The organism is Nocardia mangyaensis (genome assembly GCF_001886715.1).
Lineage (GTDB): Bacteria > Actinomycetota > Actinomycetes > Mycobacteriales > Mycobacteriaceae > Nocardia > Nocardia mangyaensis.
The window spans coordinates 2,814,082-2,835,802 of sequence record NZ_CP018082.1; the positions used below are offsets into that span (position 1 = coordinate 2,814,082).

Sequence of the window (21,721 nt, forward strand, 5' to 3'; positions counted from 1 at the left end):
TCACCACATACCGGTGCCACCCGGAAAGGTGACGGCACGGCAGGATGGGTAGTCATGAGCGAGAGAACGAGGAGCACGGCTGTGTGCACGACCGCCGCCTCGACGACGGCGCGGCCATGACCCATTCCACCGAGCACGCCCGGCCGCGGCGCACCCAGCAGGAGCGTCGTGCGGCGACCGTCGCCAAGCTGGTGGAGGCCACCATCGCGGCGATCGGCGAGGTCGGTTACCAGCGGGCCACCGTGCAGGAAATCTGTGGGCGCGCGGAACTGTCGGTGGGTGCGATGTTTCGGCAGTTCGACAGCAGGCTGGATCTGGTCGTGCGGGCATCGGAGGAGATATTCGCTCGCCAGCTGGCCGGATTCGGTCTGCTCATGGACCAGCTGGACACGCACGCGAACGGCATCAGCGCCGCACTCCGGTACCTGCGTGAGGCACAGTTCTCACCGACCACCCACGCACTGCGGGAGATCTACCTGGCCGCGCGCTCGGATGCCGAGCTCCGAGACCGGATCGCCGCCACCGGCAGTAACTACTACGACGCGATGGTCGCCGAGGTCGAGCGCACCGAAGTCCTCGGCCAGTTCCCGGAAGCGATCCGAGAACCCCTGTTCTACCTTGTGCTGCACCTGTTCTCGGGCCAGGCGATCGTCCGGGGGGTCATTCCGAATCCGCGCGTCGACGAGGCGGTGCTCACCCTGATCGAGGACATGCTGACGGTCTATTCGGCGTCACTGGCCAATGGTGAACAGCAGTGATGCGATCGAACCGATCAGCTGTCGTCGTCTTGGCCCGCGCAGAGCCAAGCGTCAGAGGATTCGGTTCTCGACCTCGGTGAGGCGGCGCGTCAGAAAGCGGCGCGCCTGCTCGTTGCCGACCGACGCCAGCGCGGCCCGGTAGTGTTCGGCTGCCTCGCGCGGGCGGCAAGCGCGACGCAGCAGGTCGGCGCGAGTGGCGCTGACCAAGTGGGTGCCGGCCAGGCGCGGATCGGTAGCGACTTCGTCGAGGGCCGCGAGCCCAGCGGGGAAGCCGTGCGCGAAACCGACGGCCACGGCGCGGTTCACGCGAATCACAGGCGACTCGATGTGTTCGAGTAGTTCGTCGTACCCGGAAAGCACGGCGTGCCAATCTGTTTCGGACCAGCTCGGCGCGCTCGCGTGTGCTGCGGCGATCCGAGCCTGCGCCAGGTACGGCCCGGTTGCGTCAGTGGCCGCATTCAGGCAGGACAGACCGGCCGCGATGGCCGGGCGGTTCCACCGTGTGCGGTCCTGGTCTTCCAGGGGTACCAACTCCTCGTCATCGGAAAGTCGTTGGGCGCGTCTGCTGTCCTGCAACAGCATCAGCGCGAGCAAGGCCCGCGCCTCCGATTCGCCGGGCAGCAGCCCACACACCAGTCTGCCGAGCCGGATCGCCTCGTCACACAGTTCGGCTCGAACGGCGACCTGGCCCGAGGTCGCCGAATATCCTTCGGTGAACACCAGGTACACGCACGCCAGCACCACCGGCACACGGTCGGCCAGCAGGTGTGGCGGCGGCACCCGCAGCGGGATGCCGGCCTGCCGGATCTTCGCCTTGGCTCGGGAGAGACGTTGCGCGACAGTGTGTTCCGGTTGCAGGAACAGACGTGCGATCTCAGCGGTGCGCAGCCCGCACACCAGGCGCAGCGTCAATGCCACCTGGGACGGCGGTGACAGCGCCGGATGGCAGCAGGTGAAGATCATCCGCAACTGGTCGTCGGTCACCGGGGACACCTCGGCCTCCTCGACCGGTGGGCGCAGCAGTGCCGCGCCGTGCTCCTTGTCCGCCCTCGCCGATTCGCGCCGGAGCCGGTCGAGGGCGCGATGGCGGGCGCCGGTGGTGATCCACGCGCCCGGGTTCGTCGGCCACCCGCGTTCGGGCCAGGTGCGTACCGCGTCGGCGAAGGCCTCCTGCACCGCGTCCTCGGCGAGTCCGATGTCCCCGGTCAGCGCCGCCACCGTCGCCACGGCCCGCCCGAACTCGGCGCGGTAGACCGCGTCGATTGTCGCGGTCGAGCCGTGGCGCACGCTCAGGCGTCCAGGTCGACGATCTGACGCACCTCGGCGCGCCCACCGTCCCCGAGCGGGATCGCCGCCGCGATCTCGGCGGCTCGGTCACGTCCCTCGGCGGCGAACAGGTAGAGCCTGTCGATCACCTCGGCGAATTCGGGATAGGGGCCGTCGGTCAGCAGGAGCTGCCCGTCACGCACCCGCACGGTGGTCGCGGTGGACGGCGGCCGCAACGCACCGCCGCCGCGGAGGGCATCGGCGTACTTCTCGCCGAACCGTGCGTGCTCGGCCGCCATCGTGTCCCACTCCGGCGTGCCCGGCTCGACGACTGCCGCGGACGATTCCCACAGCAGGGCCATCCACCAGTCCGCTCGCGGGGTGTCGTGTGGCATCCACTCGACGAGCGGGCGCACCTCCACCCCGTCACTGTCGACCGCGGGCAGCTGCCGCGCCAGGCGAATGGCCTCGTCCAGATCGGCGGCTTCGAACACGTAGAACCCGCCCACCACCTCGGCCTGCTCGGTGAACGGCCCATCGGTGACCAGAGTCTGCCCGCCCGCGCGACGGACCTGGATCGCCTCCGCCGACGGGAACAGCGCCGCGCCACCCGCCACGGCCGCGCCCTCTTTCTCCTCGAACTCCGCGTACCGCGTGACCTCGGCATCGAACTCCGGCGTACCGGGTTGCGCGGCAGGAGTGTCTTCGCGTCCCACCAACGTCACCAGATAATGCATGGCGTAAACCCTTCCTCGATGTGAGGGGCTGACTACCCCTTCTACCAGGACGACGAACCGCACGCAGCATTCTCCACATCGGCGCCGAATCGATCTCGCACAGCGTGAGGAGTCGTCGACCGGGGGAGACTCATCGACGCATGGTGATCAGAATGGCAGCCATCGACGCCGACGGTGCGGACGCGAGCTCACCGCGCGAGGTGTGTGGTAGCTGAGGCCGTCTCTCTAGAAGGCACGATTCGGGCGGCGATCCAGCGCAGCACGCGGACACGGCGGTTCCACCGGGCGGGGTGGGCGACGGCGCCGGTGCGGGAGTGTTCCGCGCGGTCGAGGCAGTCCTCCAGGAGGGCGTCGTGCATCCACCGGAAGGCCAGAGGCCATGTCAGACGCGCCCAGCCGTGAGCGTTCATGGTGAGCAGGTGAACCAGGTCGGTGCCCTCGGGCGTGGGTTGGACGGTGAATTCGTGGAAGCCGTCGAAGCCGCGGGGGCCGGTGAAGCGGAAGCGCACCCAGCGACCGGGGGTGTAGTGCTCCACCGTGTACCGGACCGGGCCGTGCCCACCCACCGCGCCCACGCCGAGGGGGCGATCGAACCGCATCGCGGGCCAGGAGTGGCTGGGCCAGAGTGCGTCGTCCTCGGCGGCCAGGGTGTCCACCAGCGCGCCGACCTCGCCCTCCGGTACAGGCAGGTGTCGTCGGTGAATATTGAGAACTGCCATGGCCCGACTCCTCGATTATAGAGAGTGATCTCTAAAACGAATTAGAGCATATCCTCCACTACATGGGAAGGCCACCGAAGCACGACGTCGATCGGCTCCTGGACGCCGCTGCCGAACTCCTGGCCGGCGGCGGACCCGCCGCTGTCACCATGTCGGGAGTGGCCAAAGCCGCGGGCGCACCGAGCGGATCGGTGTATCACCGCTTCCCGGATCGCCCCGCCTTGCTGGCCGCGCTGTGGACACGCGCGCTCCGGGGGTTCCACGAGGATCTGTTCGCCGCGCTGAGTCTCGAAGATCCGCAGGAGGCGATCCGCCGAAGTGCCCGCGCGAGCCTCGACTGGGCGCGGCGCAATCCCCGCGAAGCGCGCGTACTCCTCGCGGGGGCAAGGGAACTGGATGAGCAGAACTGGAGCGAACAGGCTCGCGCCGACACCGCGCGAGCCAACGCCGCGCTCCACGCCGCGCTGAGTGCTCTGATCGCGAACACCGGCGATACCGCGCCCGACGCGGCAGACCGGGCACTGCTCGCGGTGGTCGACCTGCCCTACGCCATGATCAGGCGGTATCTGAGTGTCGGCCGGCAGATCCCTGACCATGCCCCCGAACTCGCCGAGCAGGCAGCGGCGGCACTGTTCGCGATGCGGCCGAGCTAGACAAGCCGCGAGGCGGCTCGCTGCCACCTCGGTACTGTGACTTCGCATGGGCGACAACGAGATCGAGATCACCGCGGACCTGGTCCGCGAGCTGCTACGGGAGCAACACCCAGACCTGGCCGGGCTGACCATCCGGGAGGTGGCGGGCGGCTGGGGCAACCAGATGTGGCGCCTCGGGGACGCGTTGGCCGTGCGTATACAGCGCATGGATCCCACACCGGAGTTCCAGTTCAAGGAGCGGCGATGGCTGCCCGTGCTGGCCCCGCGCCTGCCGCTTCCGGTCCCGGTCCCCGTGCGATTCGGTGAGCCGTCCGAGCGCTTCCCCAAGCACTGGACCGTGATGACATGGGTTCCCGGCGAGCCGCTGGACCATGGCACGATCAGCCGTGGCACCCACGCGGCCGACACGCTGGCGGGCTTCCTCCGGGCGCTCCATGTGACGGCACCCGCCGAGGCGCCGGTCGCCACAGACCGCGGCGCCCATCCCCGCAACTACACGGCCGGCTTCGAGAACGTCCTCCGGGCCGTCGCCCTCGACAACATCGCCGCCGACCTCCAAGCCGTCTGGGACGACGCCGTTGCGGCGCCCGCATGGGCGGGCCCACCGGTGTGGGTGCACGGCGACCTCCATCCCGCGAATGTCGTCGTCTCGGCGGGAACGATCACGGGCGTCGTCGATTTCGGTGACATGTTCGCGGGCGATCCAGCGTGGGACCTCGCCGCCGCGTGGGTGCTCCTACCCGCGGGCACCGCCGCGCAGTTCTTCGACATGTACGCCCAGGCAGACCAGGCGGCGATCCGGCGCGCCCGCGGGCTGGCCGCGATGAAGGGCCTCTTCCTGATGCTCATCGGACAGAATGGGGATCGCGGTCTTCCCGGCGGGAAGCCGCACTGGGGGCCTGCGGGCCGGGCCGCACTCGCACGTGTCTTGACGGGCGTCTGATGCGCGCGTAACGATCTCGCCCCAGCCGTTCCCGGCGAACCAGCGGTACAACGCCGACTGCCGCCGTCAGTGTGCTTCGATCTGCCGACCTCGCTCACGCCCACGGCCGATTCAGGTATCGCGGCTGTTGCGTTGACGCATCATTGCGGCGACAGCGATCGGTGGCGGCGATCACGGCCGCCCCGGGAACCTAGGCTCGGTCCCGACGAGATCGTGTCGACCGAGGAGGCTGGTGGATATGCCCAAGTATCTGTGGCGAGTCAGCTATTTCCCAGAGGGGGCGCACGGGCTGCTGGCAGAGGGCGGTACCGCACGCCAAGCGGCGATCACGGAGATGGTCGAGAGCGTCGGCGGTCAGGTGGAATCGTGCTATTTCGCCTTCGGGGAGGACGATCTGTTCGTCATTGGTGACGTCCCCGATGACGTCGCCGCCGCGGCGCTCGCGATTCGCACCGCGGCCGCCGGTGCTGCCGTTTCGCACACTGTCAGGCTGCTGACGCCCGCGCAGGTCGACGAAGCCGTCGCGTTGGACGTCACCTACCGGCCTCCGACATAGCGTCGGAACCGACCTCGCCCGATATTTCCGGGCGAGGTCGCGGGTCAGACCGATGATGAGCTCTTCGACCGGTCCTCAGCGTTCGAGCGGCAATGCCGTCGCCACCGTGCGCAGCGCCTCGAGGTAGTCCTCGTTCAGGACTTGGATCGCGACATGATCCGCCCCCGCTGCCACGTGCTCGGCCAACCCGGCCGCGATCTCGGCGGGCGTGCCGTTGACCGCGAGAACATCGATCAGGCGGTCGCTGCCCGGCGTAGCCAGGTCCTCCTCGGAGAAGCCGAGACGACGCAGGTTGCTGACATAGTTCACCAACCCCAGATACATCGGAACCATCTGCCGGGCGATGGCCCGTGCGCGGTCGGGGTCGTCGTCGACGACCACCTTCTGCTCGGCGACGAGAAGTGCGTCCGCACCGAGGACCTCGTGTGCGATCCGGGTGTGCTCGGGTGGGGCGAGATAGGGAAGTGCGCCTGCGGTCCGCTCGGCCGCCAGCTTCAGGACACGCGGCCCGAGTGCCGCCAACGCCCTGCTCTCCTTCGGCACCCCCGCCGCGTCGAGCTCGTCCAGATACCTCACCAACGCGTCATACGGCTTGATGGCGTCCGCACCATTGGCTTCGCGATGCCCGACGCCGATCCCGAGCAGGAATCGCCCGGGGAAGCGCTGTTCGATCCGGTGAAAGGACTCGGCCACGGCGTCGGCCGGCGCCGTCCAGATGTTGACGATGCTGGTGCCGACAGTCAACGAGTCCGTCGCCTCCAACAGCGACTCGACCTCCGGTAGGTCCGCAGGTGGCGAACCACCGAGCCACAGCGCCCCGAACCCGAGCTCTTCGATCTCACGCGCCGCCTGTGGGGTGAATCCCTTGTATCCACGCCATACCCCGTACCGTCCGACAACTTTGGTCATGCCGGAGGCAACCGGCCGCGGGGCCGAAACTATTCCGTCGCGGACGAACCGCGTTGCGATGAGGGCCTGACGCACACCTGGTCCACCTCACCGTGACGGCGGGCCACCCAGTCAAAAACCCCGATCTACCAGCCGATTAGTTCCTACGCGGAGTGGTGCGGTAATCTTTTCGAGCACCCGGCGACGGGGGCAAGACGGGCTGTGGCGCAGCTTGGTAGCGCACCTGACTGGGGGTCAGGTGGTCGCAGGTTCAAATCCTGTCAGCCCGACAGTGAAAACCCCCTCTGACCTGGGTCGGAGGGGGTTTCTTGTGTCCCGGAGATTTGACGTGGTTTGGCCAAACTCCACAGAAACTCCACAGTTTTGAATCTGATCACCTGTCCAGTGCCTCTCGATTCCGCTCGACCGGGCTACTGGGAGAGGTCGGTGCGGTCGGTCAGGTGCAGTCCTTCTTCGCGGCCGACTTCCGCGCCGAACCATGCGGCGGAGTCCCGCTGCTGTCCCGACCGATGCAGCAACGGGCCGGGGATCGATGTGACGGCACCAACCGCCCGACCTGTCGGTGGGCGGCCCGCGCGTGTGCCGAACGGGACTCAGTCGATGTCGGGTATGCACTGGTGCAGCCGAAGTCTCTGCTCCCTGTGGGAATCGCGAAGCTCGGCCTTCGTATCACGGGTGGCGGGCAGCTGGGCCATCCACGAAGTTGCTTGTGGCAGTGGCAATCAAGCGACCGTTGACACGAGGTCCAGTCGGCTGGGCGCGGCTCCTGTGCTTGTGGTCCTGCGGCGCCTAGGCTGGACTGCGCCCCGCGACGTGGCGGCGGCGCGTGGGTGCACGGGGAAGGGCTCGTCCCGACCGGTCATCGGTCGGGACGAGCCGCATCACGTCCAGGCTCAACCTGCATCGACTTCATACTGTTTCTGGACCAACCTGCGGGTGCTGGTGGGAAAGGGGAGAGCTCATCGGCACGATGGGGGCGAACCATTGGCCGAGCAAGGCTCTGTCCGTCCTGCACATCAAGATTTCACGGCGGACGCCATGGCCATACCCGGCCGCGCACCAACACCGAGCTGCGTCGACAGTTCGAACGGGCACTCGCTGAAAGCCCAGCAGGGTCGCAGCCGAACCCGCTCGTCCCTCAACCGTGATGTTCTGGACTCGCTAGCTTGAGATCATTGTCGCCACCACCGTCGTTCAGCGGAACTGATTGCCGCGGCCCAGTCCGCGTTCGCCGACCAACTCGCCGGCGGCGCGGGCCTAGCGAGGAGTGCCGTGCTCGCCCGTGCGAGCGGGCAGGACCTGACTCGTGGGGCTGAGCGTTGCCTTTCTCACTGTGTGCACTGCTCGAGCGGGGATTCCAAGCCAACTGCTCGCGGCGGCTGTGTTCCTCGGCATTCGCGGCTTGCTGAGGACTCGAACCTCGCAATGTGGGGGTCAGGGGTTCGAGTTCCCCGTTTCGCACAATATATGCAGGTCAGAACGTATTCGGACACTGCCATAGTCGAACCGGGTGATCAGACCGGGTTCGACTTTCGAGAGTGGTCTGGGTTGCTCAGCAGTTCTTCTACGCGTCTGTCGCCAGTGGAAGATTCAACCAGCCGGACGAGCGGGCAATCGCTGGACGTCTGCACTCGAGCAGCGCCCAACGTAGGTCGGGTTTCACACGCTGTCGCCCTCGATGCCGGGCTGACCGAGTTGATCGACGGGTAGGCATGCGTGCCTGCGTTGCGCAACGGCGACCGGTTTGTGCTTGACCGCGAAGGACCACCATTCCTCTCTCTGCTCCCATGACGGTCCATGTACGACCTGGCGCACCTGCGAGTGCTTCAACGCTGGCAACGCGATCTGCATGGTGCGATCGCGACGTGCCTCGTCAGCTTCGGAGAACAGGGTCTGCGGACCCATCCCAGGGATTCCTGGCGTGAGATCGAATGCTCGGACCGCTGACGCTCGTGCGAGCGTGCGCAGGGCAGGCGTCCAGTCCCGGGCTGATACTGGCTCGCCAGCGCCCCCTGGATACACGGTGGTGAGGAGGCGATAGAAGCGAGTTGCATCGAGGTAATCCGCCGGAATATAGGCACCGCTGAGCGCGAGATCCCAGCGGGAATAGTTGCTGGCCACAACCTGTGCGGGATCGACGCTCACAAATAGCGCCGTGTGTCCGGGGGGTACGTGATGGCCCGGGCACACGGGCAGGCCGTTGCCGCAAGAAGAGTCGCAGACGAGGCTCCGCAAGTTTGAGGGCGGGGGCTTGTTGCGCTCGTTGGCTATGTACGCCCACACGGGAGGACTCGGGTCTTCCGCAGAGATCAAACCACGCAGGACCATGGCATTCGACATCATTGCGTACAGCGGACGGCGGTCGGCACGGACTGTGGCCCACGTCGGGACGTGTTGTCGGGTGGCTCTCGCGATTCTCCACGTGTCGACTCGCTGTTCGGTCCAACAGACAAGACGACCGTTTCCGTCGGTGTACCCGGAAATCTGGCTGTCGACTACATCGAGTTGTTTCTCGATGGCATACAGCATTTCCTGCACCATGTCGGCGGCCTGGGCCTCGAGTGGAATCGCCGCGTTGGGGTTCTCGCCTGTCAATGGAGGAAGGTCGGTGACCATCGCCGCGATTCGATCAGCGCCAAGCGGGTGCTCGTGGTCGTCGGAGGGCTGGGGTTCGATGAAATCGACTGTCACGGAATATCTCTCATCGGGCGCCTGGCTTGGTCAATATCGACTGTAGCGACGGAACCGCGTGGTGGACCGTGTCCAAACTGTGGCTCGGAACACGGGGGAGCGCTTCCGGCGTTCTGCGCTCCTTACATGCCGATCGGGCTATCACGGTCTACATGTCCGGGGTTTCGAGTGGTGACTGGCGGTGCTCCTGCGGACCGCCTTTGGCCCAGCGCTCGAGGATCTCGCGATTGTCGGGTGCGGTGTCGGGGCGGTCGATGTAGTGGGCTTTGGCGACAGCGGTGGTGTTGCCGAGTTGGCGGGCGGCGCGCTCGGGGCTTTCGAAGGCGCGGTCGACCGCGGTGGCGACGCCACGTCGGAAGGTGCGTGGGGTGACCCAGGCGAAGTTCTCACCGCGGGCCGCCCGCCAGATGCGGCCGAAATTGTTGGGGTTACGCAGCGATCCGTTGCGGGCAGGGAACAGCAGACCCATCGGGTTCGGGCATCGGGTGATCTCCAGGTCGATGATCGCTTCACCGATGGCTTCAACGGTGTGTTGGGGTAACAGGATTCGGCGCCATCCGTTCTCGGACTTCGGCGTGGGTTTGCGCACCCACCCACCGTTGTCGGCGCCTTTGACTTCCACGAGGGTGCCGGTGACATCAAAGTAGGGGACGGGCGCGTCGAGATCGATCTCGTCGAGCAACAGTGCGAAGACTTCATAGGGGCGGATGCCGGTCCCGGTGATGACATCGACAACCCAGACCATGGTCCAGTCCCGTTTCGGACCGCTGGTGTATGCCGGTGTTCCGGGAACTTCCTCGCCCCGCGCCCAGGCGCGGACCTGGTCACGGAATGCCGGCAAGGATTCCATGTCGGCCATCTTGCCGCGGGCGGGTTTGGCGACTCTCCTGAACGCTGCCACGCCATCGATGGGGTTGGCGTCGAGGGCGCCGTGCCGGACCGCTATTTGCATCATTGATCGGAGGATGATCTTGTGTTGCTTGGCTTTTCGGCGGAGTCCGAGCGTGGTGAGTTGTTTGATGTGGCGGTCGAGTTCGCCGGCAGTGGCTTGCCAGATCTGAAGGCGACCGATCGAGTTGTCGATCTTGATCGTCTTCGGATTCGCGCGGCGGTGTGTGGAGACTTCGATCTCGCGTCGGTAGTCCTCGACCAGACCCGCCGAGCAGGCGGCATCGGCCCGCATCTCGGCCAACAGTTCCTGGGCAAGCGCGGTGAGAGTGGTGCTACGTGTGATCTGGCTGTTGCGCGGAACCTCACGGAAATCGCGCATGGCCTCGGCCAGTCGGTCGCTCGCCTCTCCCGAGGTCGCGCCGAATCGGGTGATCTGGGTAGTGCCCCAGACCCCGTAGAAGCGAACCGTTGCCTTCCACGAGCCGTTGCGCTGCTTCTTGGGTTTGGACGGAGTCGCGAACGTGCCCACGGGACGCGGGCGGCGGCCTGTCATGGTCACCTCATTCGTGTGTTGTCGACAGCACGGCAGCCCGAATACCCTGCGCGCAGAAGCTCGCAAGGTTGGGGGAGGCGGCGTCGCTGCCGGGGCAGACTGGTGGACGCGCAGAAGGGCCTCGGATGCGCAGGGCATCGTCGGCAAACCTGTGTGGCGTGTTTGCATGGAAATATCCGCCGAATGCGGCGTTTCGGTCAGCGACTATCGCGGCGCGTGAACAGCTGCTGAGCTTCCCAGTCGCGCACGTCGCCGAGTCGGTATCGCCGGTAGCGGCCCATGCGGGCGAAGCGCGGTCCGGTCCCGCCGGAGGCCCATGAAGCGAGTGTTTTCACGGGGATCTTCAGGCGGTCCGACAGTTCAACGGTACTCAGCCACGTTTCGTCGTCGGGTTGGGACGGCCGTTGCGGACCTGTCCCGTCGTTCGGACGAGGGGCTGTCGAAGGACAGTCGTGGGAAGGCATGCGTCACCGAGGTTCCTCCCCGGTCAACGACTCTTCACGCTCCACTGTAGACGAGTTGTCGGCCGCATCCGCTGACCGCCGAATGGCTGAACCCGATCGCCGCGTCTACACTGTGAAACGCCAACCATTAGCTTGCATCGAGCCTGTGTGCGGCCGATTACCCAATCACGAACGCCCCGAGCTCATTACGTGCGAGCTCGGGGCTTTCGGCGTTGCGCGGCCGAGATAGCCGGACAGAGGAATCGGCGGATCGAATCCATACGCCGACCGGGGCCGACAGGCGGCCTGACCGCCGATAAGAGGGTCTAACCGGTGGTCAGGATGGATTCAATGTGCGCTGACCAAACTGACGGTCTGGAAGGGCTCAACGCCCGCGCCCGTGCCGACCGACTCTCCCGAACCGACACTGAAACCGGTCCAGAAGGAGGGCGCTCATTCCGGGTACAGTGAGACGTTCTTAGTGCATCCGGGGTCAGACATGTTGCGTTGCAGAGCAATTGTTACTTTCAGGGCGGCAGGTGGGCGGTTCGGACCGCAGACTCGCGCCGCTCATCCTGCCGTCCATCTGTTGGCGATTCGTGCAATCCAACCAGGCGGCCACTGGATTCGCGCACGTGTCAGCGGCGCGAATCATGCGAGCGTCGCTTCCACTCCGGCATTGGCCGCGAGTCGGGTACTGCTCGCCGAGGGTGCGTCGATCCGCGTGGAGCTTGTGCGCGGGTCCTAATCGATGTGTTCGATCTGACCTGGAGTGCGGCCATCGCGGACGAGTTCGGTGAGCGCGGCCGCCTGCGTGCGGATATCGGCGGAGCGGACTGGTCGAGACCGGTGAGCTCGGAGATCCGGCGGAGTCAGGCGCGACGGGAACGGGACGCCCGCCTCGATTCCATGAAGGTGTTGGGATGCAAGGAAATTCGTCGCGACGCAGTCTTGCTGTGGACGCCTTGGAAGACCGGTGTCGTGTGGGTGCGCTGGGAGCGCGAACAACTCATCGGAGGCCAGCCTATAGAGGCTCACAAGTAGGGCGTCGCGCGTTCCTGCCTGGGTCCTGTGACCTGCGCAAACGGCGGTGACGGCGAGGAAGGCGTGGGCGAGCATGGCCAGGGTGAGGTGCCGGTACTAGGGAATCCATTTGCGGACTTGGTAGTGGTCCAGGCCGTATTGGTCCTTGGCGGCCTGGAAACATTCCTCGACCGCCCACCTGGCGACGGCGACGATCTGCTCGCGGGTGACGGTAGCGGGGTGAAAGCACAGGTAGTAGGCGATGCCGGTGGGGTCGTCGAGGCTGCGGCGGGCCAGCAGGGTGCGGGCGAACCCTGCAGGGATGTCGCCGAAGGACGGTAGCGTGCCCAAGCCCCCAGCCCCAAGCCCAGTCGTAGACGCGTTAGCCTCGCTCACCGAGCCCGGCCGACACGCGATGCCAGGCACCAGCGGGCGCGCGACCGACAAGGGTGTCCACACGGCGACGGCCGTCCAGGTCGTTCACGGTCTGACGGACGGGCACTTCCAGCACATAGGACAGCCGGCGAGCCTCGCAGAACGCCCGCAACTTCCCATCGCGCCCGTAGGCGGAATCGGCGGCGACCCAGCCAGCAGTCACGCCCGCACTGACGGTGCGGGCGATCATCGCCGTCGTCACGTACGAGCGCAGCCTGTCCCGCAGCTCATCGGCATCCCACCGCGACCGGTTCAGGAAATGCTGCAGCCCATCAGGCCCCACCACACCCGCGGCATCGGACAGCTGCCAGGAGTTCTTGCGTTCCACCGGCGCCAGCAACCCCGTCAGGTACGACCGGGCCCACCGCCGCGACTCCGCCCGTCCGAACATTCCCGCGATCCCCGCGAACACCTCGTCGAACGCCGCCCGCCACGCCGAAACATCCTCGGCCACAACATCATCCAACACAGACCGGCAATTTACCGTACCAAAGAACCTCTTGCAGCACAACGAAATACAACTGTCGTGCTAACACGACAGTTGTATTTCGTTGCTTCATAATCGGTTTCGTTGATGTCGGAGTTGGCGGGCGTAGTTCTGGTGGCGGCGCCGCCATCGGCAGGTGGCCAGGGCGTGGGTGAGAGTGCGGGCGGGGTGCAGGACTATCGCCAGGAGACGGCGGACGTCGGCGACTGTGATTCGACCCAGCCCGCGTGGGCTTTTGGGTCGGTAGCGGCGGTGACGGCGAGGAAGGCGTGGGCGAGCATGGCCAGGGTGATGTGCCGGTACCAGGGAGTCCATTTGCGGACTTGGTAGTGGTCGAGGCCGCATTGGTCCTTGGCGGCCTGGAAACATTCCTCGACCGCCCACCGGGAGCCGGCGACGGCGATGATCTGCTCGCGGGTAACGGTGGCGGGGTGAAAGCACAGGTAGTAGGCGATGTCGGTGGGGTCGTCGAGGCTGCGGCGGGCCAGCAGGGTGCGGGAGAACCCGGCCGGGACGTCGCCGAAGGACGGTAGCGTGGCCCACGCCCAGTCGTAGACGCGTTCGCCTCGCTCACCGAGACCGGCCGATACGCGATGCCAGGCATCGGCGGGCGCGCGACCGACAAGGGTGTCCACACGGCGACGGCCGTCGAGGTCGTTCACGGTCTGACGGACCGGCACTTCCAGCACGTAGGACAGCCGGCGAGCCTCGCAGAACGAGCGAAACTTTCCGTCGCGCCCGTAGGCGGAATCGGCGGCGACCCAGCCGGCGGTCACGCCCGCCTCGACGGTGCGGGCGATCATCGCTTCGGCCAACCGGGGTTTGGTCACGACCCCCTGTTCACGACGTGGGTCGGGGATCCCTGCCTCGGTGCATCGGTCCGCGTCGCCGGTCCACGATTCCGGCAGATACAGCTCTCGGTCGATCAATGCTCGCCCCGCACCGGCAGCGTAGGCGAGGAACACCCCGAGCTGGCAGTTCTCCACACGTCCGGCGGTGCCGGAGTACTGCCGCTGCACACCCACGGACTTGACACCCTTCTTCAGAAACCCGGTCTCGTCGACCACCAGCACACCATCCGGGCAAGCCAACGCGGTCGTCACATACGAGCGCAGCCTGTCGCGCAGTTCATCGGCATCCCACCGCGACCGGTTCAGGAAATGCTGCAGCCCGTCCGGCCCCACCACACCCGCGGCATCGGAGAGCTGCCAGGAGTTCTTGCGTTCCACCGGCGCCAGCAACCCTGTCAGGTACGACCGCGCCCACCGCCGCGACTCCACCCGACCGAACATCCCCGCGATCCCAGCGAACACCTCGTCGAACGCCACCCGCCACACCGAAACATCCTCGGCCACAACATCATCCAACACGAACGGGCAACCTACCGCACCGCCAGCCCTGGTGCAGCACAACGAAATACAACTGCCGTGCTAAGCGGGAATGCCGTTCCTGTAGGCGCGGATACCGGCGCCGATCGAGTCCCACAGGTCCTGGACGGTCGCGTACGGTGTCATCACACTGGCCCGATCGCTGAGCCCTGCATAGCGTTCGACGATCGCGGACGCAACATGTTCGGGTTCGGCGACGACGGCGAAAGTATGCAACATCTCGTCGTCCACTAGGTTACCCATGGCCGCTGTTTCGCCCCGCTGCGCCATGTCCGTCCACTTCTCGTGGACGTGACCCCAGCCGTGGTGGTCGAACACACGGCGGTACGGCTTTTTCGCTCCAAGATAGGCGATACGTGCTCGGACGCTCAGATCCGCCTCGGCCATCTCTGCCTCGTCTCTCCCCGTCACTACCAGTGCAAACTGCCAGGTGAGGCGCTATATCCCAGGCCGATCGAGTTTCTCTACCCTGGAGGCTTGTCTCATCAGGTATTCGCCCAGGACCTCACGCCTGCGGTCGCCGCGACAAGGACATCCACCAGAAGACGGCCGCGCCGCTCGCCGACCTCGAACCCGGCGAGCGCCGTCCCGGGCACATACCCCGAGCCGGTACCTCGTCGCGGTCCAGGGCCGAGTGGTCCCGCCCGCGTGGCAGCGGATGATGGCCGAGCGTGCCGCGCCCGGTCGCGCCGGCGAAGGCTACGCGTCGGCGGGTTCCGGCGCGGCCGGGATTCTCGAGCGGTTTCCGACCATGCCACGCAGGATCACGAGCGCGAGGAACGCGGTCACGCCCACTCCGGTGAGAACGGCCAATGGCACGAGCGTGCGGGGACCGATGCCGCTGCGCGCCGCCTCGGCGAGGCCGGTGATCGCGTATCCGCTGGGGAGTAGCCGGCGCACAAGATCCCCGATCGCGCCGTAACCGCCGTCGATTCCACCCTCGAACGTCACCGCCGCACCGGTCACGAGCATCCATACCACCACGCCCCACCGATCCGGGCAGATCCGCAATACCGCGACGGCCGCCGCGGTGAGGGCCAGCGACACGAGTGCCGAGAAGGCGAAAGCCGCGTCGGCGCGTGGCACCGAGTCCAGGACCGTCTGCGCCACGGCGGCAGGCGCCACGGCGGCGGCGCAGAAGGCGAGTACGCGTGCGCGCTGATGGGCGCCTTCGACGAGGTGGGCGTACAGCAGTGCGATGAGCAGTGCGCCGACGAACATGAGTACTACCGCGCGGGCGACGACCGGGTCGGTGGCGCGGGTGGTCGGGTCGGCCACGCCTACCGAGGCGGCGGCATCCGCACCCGTCGGCAGGGCTTTGGAGGAGGCATCGATCGACACCACCAACTGGGAGGTGACCTGCTTGAATGTGGTCAGCAGCGTGCGGATTTCGACTTGCATGGCGGTGACCTGGTCGACAGTCGAATCGACGCCGGTGAGCAATTGTTCGCTCTGGCCCAGGATCGAACCGAGCCAGCGGAGCCGGTTGGCGGCGAGGGTGAGAACGTCGCTCACGCGGGTGCTGTCCTCGACGGTGACATCCAGCAGCCCGGACCGGATGATGGCCGTCGAGCACGGCCTGGGTTTGTTCAACGCTGGCAGGCTCAACACGCCCGGCGGCCATGATCTGCAATCCGACAGCACAGCGACGGCTCGGCCTCTGCCCTTGCGAGACCCGACTATCTGGCCTCCGTAAGGGGCGGGCCCATTCGGCTACGCCTGCGGATGAGCAACAACCGTTACGTATGGGCCTCGCTCCGGTAAGCAGCAGCTGTCCCCGCGCCGCCGACGGCCGCTGAGATCTGCGGGCCCGTCCCCGTGGACCGAAACGATAGCGGGTGACACCCTGCGAGCTGATCTCCAAGAGTTGGACTGAGAAATCAGTTCCAATCTTCAGAGAAGAGCCATACGTGTCTTCGATCACATGAAGGAATCGTTCGGGGTGGCATCACGTCCAACCCCTATGTACGGACGAATGATGTTGGCACACAGCCGGTATCCGACACCGTGTGGGGGCCAGCCGCGTAGTGTGCACCGTTGGTTGTCGCTGTCAACGATCCCGGCCGCGCCGAGACACTCGCCCACTCCATCACCGACCCGTACCGGCAAGTCAACGCGCACGAGCAGTTCTTCTGTGCGGGCGCAGGTCTCGTGGAGCATCCTCCACAGCGTCTTCTCCCGCACATGGATCTGGCGACCCGCTCAGGGCATGCGCCGACGCGGCGGGCGATGCGCCGGTCGATCGCGGTGCGTGAGCGGACCGGTTTCGGAGTCCGGCGGCGTCGAGCGCCCGGTCGACGCCGGCCGCGTTGGTGCGGTCCAGCCCTGCTCGGCGCACCAGCTCAGCCATTTGCCGACAGCGGCGCGGCGCGCGTTCCAAGTGTCGACCGCCACGCTGCCCCACAGGGTTTCCAGGGCCGCGCCAACCTCGGCGTCGGTGACCGAGTCCAGGCGCGGCTGTGCCCGATCAGCCTGTCCAGGCACCGGCTGTCGATCGCGTCGACGGTCTTGACGAGGGCGATGTAGGAGCGGCGGGTGTTCGGCGAGCCGATGGTGTCGAGGAACGCCTCGGCGACAGTGCGCAGGGTGCGCGTCGGTGTGGTGCGCAGCCGAGTCACCTTCGCGGCCGGCGGATCGCCCGTTTCTTGCTTGCCCCGGATAACGGGGCTGCTTCGCGTACCGCCGGGCGAGGTCCGCCGCAGGCCGCCTCCGGCTACCCGGACAATAGACCATCATCCGGGGTAGCCGGGGTTGCTCGGGCGCAGCTGTCGGCCCCGGTTACCGTGCGATCGGGCCGTACATCGACAACCAGAACACTCTGCCCAGGGTGCGGGCAAAGCGCTCGTCCTCGGCGGTGTCACCGGCGGTGAGAACCTCGATGAAGCTCGCTCGCATGGTGGTGACGATGAATCGTGCAGTCTGGCTCGCGTCCACCTCGGCTGGGACGAGCCCGGCGTGTCGTTCACGGTCCAAGCGGGCAGCCATCTTGCGGGTATAGATCTCGGTAGCGTCGCGCAGGGAAGCGCCGAACACGCTGTCAGAGGACGCGGTTTCCAGATAGGCGCGCCAGATGGGCGCGCGGGCTCGGGCCAGGGCCAGCATCTGGGTGACGATGTCGGCCAGGGTGTCCGCAGATCCCCCCTCGCTGCGGGTCCACCACGAGTCCGAAGCGGCGAGGAACTCCTGCACTCCAGGCTCGGCCACGCGCTGGATCAATGCGGTCTTGTCCGGGAACCACTGATAGAAGGTGGATCGGGACACGTTGGCCAGCAGCAGGATTTGTTCCACCGGCAGCTCCGCGAAGCGCTGCCCGTCGCACAGCAGCGTCGTGGTGGCCTGCAAGATTCTCGCTTCGGTGCTCGTGCGACGGCGTTGAGGTGTTGCGGTCACAGCCGCTAATCGTACATACTGTCCGTAATGCTAATCGAACAGATAGTTTGATTAAGAAGGGGTGGGTGACCCATGACCGCGACGGTGGAGAAGAAGACCTTCTGCGGAATCTGCGAAGCGTCGTGCGGGTTGATCGCGACGGTCCAGGCCGATCGCGTGCTGGGGCTGCGGCCCGATCCCGATCACCCCGCGTCACGGGGTTTCGCGTGTTCCAAGGGTGTGCAGTTCCACACCGTGGTCACCGACCCCGACCGGGTGCTGTATCCGATGCGTCGACTGCCCGATGGCAGCTTCGCGCGCGCGAGCTGGTGCGAGGCGTTCGATGACATCGGTGCGCGGCTGCGCCGGGTTCAGCGCGAGCACGGCAATCGATCCATCGGTGTGCTGTGGGGCAATCCCATCGCCTGGAACTACGCCGCCGCGGTCACCGTGGTGGGTCTGGCCGCAGCGCTGGAAACCAAGCACCACTACGCCTCGGCGTCGATCGATGTCAACAACTACTGGGCCGCCGCGCACATCATGTACGGCGCGACCGGAGTCAACCCACTGCCCGATTTCGCCGACACCCATTTCGCGCTCATCCTCGGCGCGAATCCGGTGGTGTCGCACGGAAGTCTGGTGACGACCGGACGGATCCGCGATGTACTGCTCGACATCCCCGCACGCGGTGGCAAGGTCGTGGTCGTGGATCCGCGTCGCACCGAAACAGCCAAGCTGTTCGAGCATGTTCCGATTCGTCCGGGCGCGGACCCGTGGCTGCTGGGAGCGATGCTGGGCGTGATGTTCGAAGAGGACCTGATCGATCAGCACGCGGTGCGCACACAGATCACCGGCATCGACGGGTTACGCGAGCTGGCCCGGCATTTCGACCTCGATACCGCAGCCGCGCGCACAGGCATCGACGCCTTGACCATCACCCGGCTCGCCCGCGACATGGCCGCGGCGCCCGGCGCCTGCGCGTACGGGCGTTGCGGTGCGTCGCTGGGCAAGTTCTCGACACTGACCAAATTCCTGCTCGACAGCCTCTCGGTAGTCACCGGCAACTTCGATCGACGCGGCGGCATGGTCCTGGGTGATCCGATGGCCGATATCGAAGGTTTCGCCGAGCTGCTCGGAGTGTCCGGGCGTGGCCGATGGCACACCCGGGTCGAGGATGTCCCTGAAGTCAACGGGCAAGCGCCACTGGCGTGCCTGGCCAAGGAGATCACCACCCCCGGGCGCGGACAGCTGCGGGCGCTGATCGCCATGTCCAGCAACGTCGTCACCAGCGGGCCCGGCTCCCTCGAGACCGCCACCGCACTCGACACCCTCGATCTGATGGTGTCGCTGGACCCCTACATCACCGAGACCTCACGGCACGCGCACTGGATTCTGCCGCCGACATTGTGGCTCGAACGCGAACAGATGCCCGCGTTCACCCAGGCTCAATCCACAGTGCCGAACGCGCAATGGGTGCGCCCGGTGATTCCGGCCCGCGGGCAAACACGCGATGACTGGTGGATCGTGGATCGGCTCGCCCGCGAACTGGGCGTGGTGCCGTCCCCGGTGCCGGGCGCGCAGTGGCTGGGCAAGCTCGGAGTGCGGATCCCGCCCTCGGTGTCGGTGGATCTGCTCACCCGCCTGGGCCGACACGGCGATCTGTTCGGGCTCCGGCCACACGGGATCAACCGCAGAAAGCTGCTAGACCATCAGGGCGCGATCAAACTCGCCGATCACTGCCCCACCGGCGTGCTCGGCAAGAAGATCCACACCCGCGACGGACGCATCCAGGTGAGCTCGCCGGAAATGCTGTCCGAAACCCGGCGACTGGCTGCCCCCGACCCGGCCGAAAGCGAGTATCCGTTACGGCTTTTTAGCATCCGCGAGCTGCGGTCGCACAACTCCTGGTTGCACAATGTGCCCAAACTGATGACCGGACTACGTAAGTGCCGAGCGAAAATGCATCCAGACGATGCCGCAGCAGCCGGGGTGCACGACCGCGATCTGGTATCGATCACCTCGCCGTGGGGGCACATCGAGGTTCCTGTCGAGGTGACCGAGGAAGTCTTCGCCGGTTGTCTGGGTCTCACCCAGGGATGGGGCCACGCCGGTACCTGGTCCACGGCGATGGCCGCAGGCGGGATGAGCTACAACCAGCTCACACCCACCGACGCACGCGAGATCGATCTGCCCTCGGGCAACGCCTACTTCAACGGAATCCCGGTTGTGGTGAGTGCCCGATGACCTACGTGATCACCCAGAACTGCTGCAACGACGCCACCTGCGCGGACGTGTGCCCGGCCGCGTGTATCCACCCCACCCCGGACGAAACCGGTTACGCCAGCACCGAAATGCTCTACATCGATCCGGCGCGGTGCATCGATTGCGGGGCGTGTGCTGAGGCGTGCCCGGTCGATGCGGTCTACGCCGCAGACGAACTACCCGCCGCGCTGAGCACGTACTCGAGCATCAACGCCGACTACTATCGCTACGCCCGGCCGGTGTCACTGCCGACCCCGACCCTCCCGCGCCCGGTGCGCACAACACATCGCGCGCCGTTGCGTGTGGCGATCGTCGGCGCGGGCCCCAGCGGGTTCTACGCCGCCGAGCGCCTGCTCGCCGACACCCACACCCCGGTGCAGGTCTCGATGTTCGATCGGCTACCGACACCGTTCGGGCTGGTCCGCGCAGGCGTCGCGCCTGATCACACCCACACCAAACAGATCACCGACGTGTTCTCCTGGACCGCCGCACGGTCGAACTTCCACACCTTCTACAACGTCGAAATCGGGCGCCACCTCTCCCACAGTGAACTGGCCCGCCACCACCACGCCGTGATCTACACCGTGGGCGCGTTGAGCGATCGACGACTCGGCATCACCGGAGAAGACCTCCCGGGCAGTCATGCGGCCGCGGAATTCGTCGCCTGGTACAACGGGCACCCCGACTACCGGGACCGCCGCTTCGATTTCGAGCACCGGCGCGCGGTGGTCATCGGCAACGGCAATGTCGGCTTGGACATCGCCCGGGTGCTGCTGCTGGGCGTCGAACGGCTGCGCCGCACCGACATCGCCGATCACGCGCTCGAGCAACTGGCACACAGCAAGATCGAGGAAGTGGTGCTGCTCGGGCGGCGCGGTCCTGCGCAAGCCGCCTACACCTCACCCGAGCTGCTCGCCTTCGCCCACCTCGACGACATCGACGTTCTCACCGACCCGTCGCTCCTCACCGACGACGACCTCGACGACGCTCCCGCACGCAAGTCCAGGGCATTGTGCGAGGTTCTGGCCGCCAACTGCGGTGCCACCAGACGATTGACGCTGCGCTTCCTGAGCGCTCCCGTCGCGATACTCGGTACCGACCGTGTCGAACGCCTGCGCATCGCGCACAACCGCATGATCGAACGGGAGGGCACGCTTACCGCCGAACCGACCGGCCGCATCGAGGACATCGAGACCGGGCTCGTGTTGCGCGCGGTCGGATTTCGCGGCCAACCGATCCCCGAAATCCCCTTCGACACACGCTCGGGCACCATACCCAACGAGCACGGACGGGTACTCGACCCGAGCACCGGCCAGCCACTACCCGGGGTATATACAGCGGGCTGGATCAAACGCGGCCCCTCCGGCGTGATTGGCACCAACCGCACATGCGCCACTGAAACCGTCGATCGCCTGCTCGAGGACTTCGATTCGGGCAGGCTCACTGACCCGGCACGGTCCCCGCACGAACTGACCCAACTTCTGGACACCCGCCAACCACACCGCATCGACCGCTCGCAGTGGCAGCGGATCGCCGAGTTCGAACGCGCCGTCGGCCGCGCCACAGGCCGCCCACAAGTGAAACTCACCTCCACCGATGCGATGCTCACCATCGCCCACTCGCCCCACTGATCTCGCC

21 protein-coding genes and 1 tRNA gene are annotated in these 21,721 nt (G+C 66.6%); 8 read left to right on the top strand and 14 right to left on the bottom strand.

The features are described from left to right. Nucleotides 1-44: 44 nt before the first annotated feature. The gene (locus BOX37_RS12815; protein WP_240505327.1) at nt 45-758 is read left to right on the top strand and encodes a TetR/AcrR family transcriptional regulator; all 714 of its coding nucleotides are present in this window, start codon (nt 45-47) and stop codon (nt 756-758) included. 51 nt (nt 759-809) lie between these two features. Here the strand turns inward: BOX37_RS12815 and BOX37_RS12820 are convergent, their stop codons facing one another. The 3 genes from BOX37_RS12820 to BOX37_RS12830 form a co-directional block, all read right to left on the bottom strand. Beyond that, entirely contained in the window at nt 810-2,045 is a 1,236-nt protein-coding gene (locus BOX37_RS12820) for an RNA polymerase sigma factor (protein WP_071927848.1), read from the bottom strand. Nucleotides 2,046-2,047: 2 nt separating this feature from the next. Continuing rightward, a complete protein-coding gene (locus tag BOX37_RS12825; RefSeq protein ID WP_071927849.1) occupies nt 2,048-2,761 on the bottom strand; it encodes a YciI family protein in 714 nt (237 codons plus the stop codon). Between the two features lie 188 nt (nt 2,762-2,949). Then, entirely contained in the window at nt 2,950-3,480 is a 531-nt protein-coding gene (locus BOX37_RS12830) for an SRPBCC family protein (protein ID WP_071927850.1), read from the bottom strand. Nucleotides 3,481-3,542: 62 nt separating this feature from the next. Here BOX37_RS12830 and BOX37_RS12835 point away from each other — a divergent pair, with 62 nt between their 5' ends. The 3 genes from BOX37_RS12835 to BOX37_RS12845 all read left to right on the top strand — a co-directional run bounded on the left by BOX37_RS12835 (nt 3,543) and on the right by BOX37_RS12845 (nt 5,632). Continuing rightward, the gene (locus tag BOX37_RS12835; RefSeq protein WP_071927851.1) at nt 3,543-4,133 is read left to right on the top strand and encodes a TetR/AcrR family transcriptional regulator; all 591 of its coding nucleotides are present in this window, start codon (nt 3,543-3,545) and stop codon (nt 4,131-4,133) included. Between the two features lie 46 nt (nt 4,134-4,179). Continuing rightward, nucleotides 4,180-5,076 carry a phosphotransferase gene (locus tag BOX37_RS12840; protein WP_071927852.1) on the top strand — a complete coding sequence of 299 codons (897 nt, stop codon included), beginning with the start codon at nt 4,180-4,182 and terminating at the stop codon, nt 5,074-5,076. 238 nt (nt 5,077-5,314) lie between these two features. Continuing rightward, nucleotides 5,315-5,632 carry a GYD domain-containing protein gene (locus BOX37_RS12845; protein ID WP_071927853.1) on the top strand — a complete coding sequence of 106 codons (318 nt, stop codon included), beginning with the start codon at nt 5,315-5,317 and terminating at the stop codon, nt 5,630-5,632. A 75-nt stretch (nt 5,633-5,707) separates the two neighbouring features. On the opposite strand, the gene BOX37_RS12850 is transcribed toward BOX37_RS12845, so the two are convergent. Next, nucleotides 5,708-6,541 carry an LLM class F420-dependent oxidoreductase gene (locus tag BOX37_RS12850; RefSeq protein ID WP_071927854.1) on the bottom strand — a complete coding sequence of 278 codons (834 nt, stop codon included), beginning with the start codon at nt 6,539-6,541 and terminating at the stop codon, nt 5,708-5,710. A 195-nt stretch (nt 6,542-6,736) separates the two neighbouring features. Between BOX37_RS12850 and BOX37_RS12855 the strand changes: the two genes are divergently transcribed. Further along, nucleotides 6,737-6,810: transfer RNA gene (locus BOX37_RS12855), tRNA-Pro, on the top strand. A gap of 1,390 nt (nt 6,811-8,200) precedes the next feature. Here BOX37_RS12855 and BOX37_RS33915 read toward each other — a convergent pair. The 3 genes from BOX37_RS33915 to BOX37_RS35955 form a co-directional block, all read right to left on the bottom strand. Beyond that, nucleotides 8,201-9,232, bottom strand: coding sequence for a hypothetical protein (locus BOX37_RS33915; protein WP_156910371.1), 1,032 nt, complete (start codon nt 9,230-9,232; stop codon nt 8,201-8,203). Between the two features lie 148 nt (nt 9,233-9,380). Continuing rightward, a complete protein-coding gene (locus tag BOX37_RS12865) occupies nt 9,381-10,676 on the bottom strand; it encodes a site-specific integrase (protein ID WP_156910372.1) in 1,296 nt (431 codons plus the stop codon). Between the two features lie 197 nt (nt 10,677-10,873). Further along, complete coding sequence (locus tag BOX37_RS35955) at nt 10,874-11,140, bottom strand: helix-turn-helix domain-containing protein (protein WP_071927857.1); 267 nt, start codon at nt 11,138-11,140, stop codon at nt 10,874-10,876. A gap of 732 nt (nt 11,141-11,872) precedes the next feature. Here BOX37_RS35955 and BOX37_RS12875 point away from each other — a divergent pair. Continuing rightward, nucleotides 11,873-12,163 (top strand): hypothetical protein, encoded by a 291-nt coding sequence (locus BOX37_RS12875; RefSeq protein WP_071927858.1) that lies wholly within the window; start codon nt 11,873-11,875, stop codon nt 12,161-12,163. A 96-nt stretch (nt 12,164-12,259) separates the two neighbouring features. Here BOX37_RS12875 and BOX37_RS36085 read toward each other — a convergent pair whose 3' ends face one another. From BOX37_RS36085 to BOX37_RS12910, 7 genes are all read right to left on the bottom strand, one after another. Beyond that, nucleotides 12,260-12,493 (bottom strand): hypothetical protein, encoded by a 234-nt coding sequence (locus tag BOX37_RS36085; RefSeq protein WP_071927859.1) that lies wholly within the window; start codon nt 12,491-12,493, stop codon nt 12,260-12,262. Between the two features lie 31 nt (nt 12,494-12,524). Next, nucleotides 12,525-13,046 carry a transposase gene (locus BOX37_RS36090; RefSeq protein ID WP_156910373.1) on the bottom strand — a complete coding sequence of 174 codons (522 nt, stop codon included), beginning with the start codon at nt 13,044-13,046 and terminating at the stop codon, nt 12,525-12,527. A 194-nt stretch (nt 13,047-13,240) separates the two neighbouring features. Then, on the bottom strand, nt 13,241-14,419 hold the full coding sequence (locus BOX37_RS12890) for an IS701 family transposase (RefSeq protein ID WP_420811611.1): 1,179 nt from the start codon (nt 14,417-14,419) through the stop codon (nt 13,241-13,243). Nucleotides 14,420-14,494: 75 nt separating this feature from the next. After that, nucleotides 14,495-14,863, bottom strand: coding sequence for an LLM class oxidoreductase (locus BOX37_RS12895; protein ID WP_420811596.1), 369 nt, complete (start codon nt 14,861-14,863; stop codon nt 14,495-14,497). Nucleotides 14,864-15,151: 288 nt separating this feature from the next. Continuing rightward, nucleotides 15,152-16,045, bottom strand: coding sequence for a hypothetical protein (locus tag BOX37_RS12900; protein WP_156910375.1), 894 nt, complete (start codon nt 16,043-16,045; stop codon nt 15,152-15,154). 609 nt (nt 16,046-16,654) lie between these two features. After that, nucleotides 16,655-16,936, bottom strand: a complete 282-nt coding sequence (locus tag BOX37_RS34895) for a hypothetical protein (protein WP_071927863.1) — start codon at nt 16,934-16,936, stop codon at nt 16,655-16,657. Nucleotides 16,937-17,230: 294 nt separating this feature from the next. Next, on the bottom strand, nt 17,231-17,842 hold the full coding sequence (locus BOX37_RS12910) for a TetR/AcrR family transcriptional regulator (RefSeq protein WP_156910376.1): 612 nt from the start codon (nt 17,840-17,842) through the stop codon (nt 17,231-17,233). A gap of 72 nt (nt 17,843-17,914) precedes the next feature. Here BOX37_RS12910 and BOX37_RS12915 point away from each other — a divergent pair, with 72 nt between their 5' ends. After that, nucleotides 17,915-20,065: a molybdopterin-dependent oxidoreductase gene (locus BOX37_RS12915; protein ID WP_071927864.1), complete on the top strand. Its 2,151-nt coding sequence runs from the start codon at nt 17,915-17,917 to the stop codon at nt 20,063-20,065. Beyond that, on the top strand, nt 20,062-21,714 hold the full coding sequence (locus BOX37_RS12920) for a 4Fe-4S binding protein (protein ID WP_071927865.1): 1,653 nt from the start codon (nt 20,062-20,064) through the stop codon (nt 21,712-21,714). Before BOX37_RS12915 ends, BOX37_RS12920 begins: the two co-directional genes overlap by 4 nt. Nucleotides 21,715-21,721: the final 7 nt, after the last annotated feature.